Below are 3,697 nucleotides of genomic sequence, written 5' to 3'. Positions count from 1 at the left end.
TCACTGATATTTTTATCTCTAATTTTATAAATTTCAGAAACTTTATTTTGACGATTTGCCATTTTATAAGCTAAAGAATTTGTCTTTTTTGGATTTTTTGGATTGCCTAATTTTATAGGTGTTGGCTTTACGGCAGTTTTATTAGTGTTTTTTGTAAATAATTTTTCAGCTACATATATTGCATTTCTAGTCATTTGGCGTTGCCATGCTTTATTCCTTGGCGACCATCTAAAAGCATTTTTCTTTAAAAGGTTTTTAATTTCATCATTTGGTTTTTCATCGTAAAAAACCTGTATTCTATTTGCTTCTGAATTGTGAATATAATAACCACCATCAAAAAACATTTTAGAACCATCAGAACCTATTTCATTATTCCGAAGCTCCTCCCCCTTTATTCTTTTTTTAGTATCTAAAATTGTTTTTGAAAGGTATAAGTCTATTACTAATTTATCTCCGTTTACAGCTTCTTCAACTCTTGATTCAACAAAGCAAATAGATTTATTAGGAAAAGATTTTTTGTAAAAAGGAATAGGATTATTTTCTATAAAAAACAATTTACGATCATCAATATTTGCGGTTTTACGGTGAATGTTTTTATTAAAATCATTTTGAATTTCCCTTAGTTTCTCTAAATTAAACACCTTTTGATTAAGCATTTCAATCGTGTTTTTTTCACCACTTTTTATCTGTTTAAAGGGATATATTTTCTTTTTTATAGCATTTATACCTTTATCAAGAATAGCAATATATTTTTCCAGTTTATTACGATAGTAGCCTATTTTCTTTCGGTTTCTTTCCGTTGGAAAATTAGCACTCCCTGTAATCATAGAACTAGCTGTACGTGAACGACTACTAATAACCTCTAATTTTGCTTTCAATAACCTTTTATGAAAATACTCATAATCATTATTCAAATCAGCAACGCTGTACCCCTCCTGTTTTGCATATTCTTTTAATTCTTTATATTGTTCAGCTAATCCATTTTTCCAGTCATTAAGTTCTGTTTTAGCTCTTCTATCTGGGCTAAAAGAAATCCAATAGTAACTGCTTTTTGATGTTTCGTAATCTAAATCATTTTCAAAAGTTTTTGGGTCTTCGTAATTTAGTTTGTTGATGCTTTTTTTTACTAAAGGTTTATCTTCCTTGACTACTAGCTTTACTACCGTTTTAGTTGGTTTAACAACTCTCTTTACAACCTTTTTAATTTCGGCTTTTTTGGTAGCTTTTACTTTTGATGCAACTTGTGTTAATTTACCTTTTTTATAGTGCCAACCTTTGCGTAAACGTCCGCAACTATCAAAAGGGGCATTTGCTTTTATGGTTTTTTTAGTTTCAGGAATTGCCACAGGATACGCTGAAATATCAGGAATTGAAACCATTTTTTTAGTAGATGTTTTCTTTACTGATTTTTTTGCAGTTACTATTTTACCTAATTCTTTGTGAAATGCTGGTACATTGTTGGCATCTAAATTTAACACAAAATCAGAAGCTTTTTGTGCTGCACTTGCTCCACGCATCAAAAATTTATTGTCGTCTTTTGCTATTTTCAATACACTTTGCCAATTCTTTAAATATTCCGCATGATTTTTATTTGAATGCCAAATAATACCTGATTGAGCTGATAAAAATACCGCTCCAAATTCAGCAATAAGTTCTTCTTTTGCGTATTCTTTTGAACCGAATTTATTACCTAATTTTCTAGCTAATCGCTTTTTATTCCCTGTTGAATGGATTAATTCGTGAAATAAAACGGCATAATAATCATTAGGTGTATCAAAAGATTGTAACCTTGGCATTTGAACTAAATCAGCTGATTCTTGATGATATGCGTCATTGCCTCCATGCTTAATAGTTGGTGCTGGTTTTGGGTAATTTTTTACGATTAATTCGGCAATTTCGTTTTTTTCGTTTGCTAAACTTTCATCAGATTTTAAAACTCTACCTAATTGTAATTCATCTAATTTAAAATCAATATCTTCAATATCCGAACCATTGAAAACATTGTAATATTTCAAAATTGCAATACTATTTACAACATCATCAAAATCAGATTTTAAATAACCGAAATTTTTAATGTATTTTATCATATACTCTTTATCGTATGTTCCAAATTCTTTTTTTGTCTTCGGATTATCGAATTTATAAAGTAATGTGAAATATACAATTGGCGTACCTTTTGAGCCTTTTTTTAACGTTCCTTTTTTCTCCTTTATTTGCTTAAAAGTCATAAAATAAGGGTTATCCATAACGCTAAAAAAATCATCTTTTAACAACCACGGATTAACACCACGATAGGCATTTTTTGAAACAAAATTAATTGGAATTAAAAAACCGTCTTTTTCGTAAAACTCTTTTTGACCCCATTTTTTCTGAACTCCTTTACCTGATGCTTTTTCAACTAATGAAATCATTTTATCGGTAATCATCTGATAAATGTCATCATTTGTAAATGGTTTACCCAGTGCCGTAGGGGCTTCAACGCTTTCAGGGTTAGGGATAAAAGGTAATCCTAACCCTTCTAATTCGTCAAAAGATAAATTATTAGCGTTTAGACTTTTTTTTTTTACAACCACACGTTTTTTCCCACCACAACTGCATGGCTTTTTACCATTTAAAGCCATTTTAATTTGCTTTGTTTTTTTATCTACTGAAGCTATTTTTAATACGCCTCCTTTGTGAAAACGCCAACCTTTACGCAAACGCCCGCATTCTGTCAATGCTTCTTTGTACGCTCCTTTGTGCATTGAACCTGCTAAGGCTGTTGGATATTGACGTAATGAAACATAAAATCTATTAACGCCTTTATTGGCTAATAATATTCCTGATAAACGGTAAATCATTTCAGTATCGTTTGCTTTTTTTGCGTTTGCGATAATTGCTTCTAATTGACTTCTTGAAACTGTTGATCCGTTTAGGTTTTTAAATTGCTGTTGTATGGTCATGCTGTTATTTTAATGCTTTATGTAAGGTTGGTTTTTTCGTTGCTAAATATGTTGCTCCAGCAATTATTATCAAACCAAAAATTATTTTTAGGCTTTTTTTTTTGATAAACCGTGTACTGGTTTATTGATACTTATATTATGGTCAGTTGCTAATTCATCTACTCGCCGATGCCAAACAGAGCAAAAATGCTTACAATCTCGTAAACTGCTGTAATAACTTTTACGAGCTTGTGAATAGGCATTAAATAACTCTTTAGCATCTACGCTATTAATTGCAGTTATTGTTTTTGCTCCTGCAATTCCATCAACTAAAAGCTTTTTATTAAATGCGTTGTTTAGTGTACGTTGCATTATTATTGTAGCTCTTTTAGGACTTGCATTTATTGCGTGGTCTGCAAATGTTTCAGCAATTGCTTGCGATGTTATTTTATCTGCATTTATACTATCCCAAAATTGATTTTTGAAGATAGTATGTGCTATTTGTTGGGTAATATTTTTCATATCGGCAATGCTTGGTGGTCTGCCGATATTTCGTTCATAAACTTTAGCCGAAACACCAAAATTTGTTCCGACTAATTCTTTTAAGGAGTTGTAATTCCCGCTATCAGTTTTTAATTTTTGATAACCTCCTTCTGCTCGTTGTATTTTCTTTTGAAATGTTGGGTAGTTTGCCATTATGAATTGATTTTTATAAATTATTTATGTTTATAAATATCTGTTATAAATGTACCTCCAAGGTAAAGGTCATTACCCGA

General features: G+C 30.8%; 2 protein-coding genes. Both read right to left on the bottom strand.

From position 1 onward, the window contains the following. Positions 1 to 2,942 (bottom strand): ArdC family protein (locus AQ1689_RS10785; protein WP_101956086.1); only part of this gene is annotated, 2,942 nt, incomplete at its 3' end. An 87-nt stretch (positions 2,943 to 3,029) separates the two neighbouring features. Then, complete coding sequence (locus AQ1689_RS10780; protein ID WP_101956085.1) at positions 3,030 to 3,617, bottom strand: glycoside hydrolase family 108 protein; 588 nt, start codon at positions 3,615 to 3,617, stop codon at positions 3,030 to 3,032. Between the last annotated feature and the right edge of the window lie 80 nt (positions 3,618 to 3,697).

The organism is Tenacibaculum finnmarkense, assembly GCF_900239185.1.
GTDB classification, from domain to species: domain Bacteria; phylum Bacteroidota; class Bacteroidia; order Flavobacteriales; family Flavobacteriaceae; genus Polaribacter; species Polaribacter finnmarkensis.
Note: the sequence above shows the minus strand (reverse complement) of the source record. Positions and strands in the feature narration are given on the sequence as shown.

Bases quoted from the DNA above. Each gene is read 5' to 3' on its own strand.
- AQ1689_RS10780 (WP_101956085.1), bottom strand. From the start codon at position 3,617: ATGGCAAACTACCCAACATTTCAAAAGAAAATACAACGAGCAGAAGGA.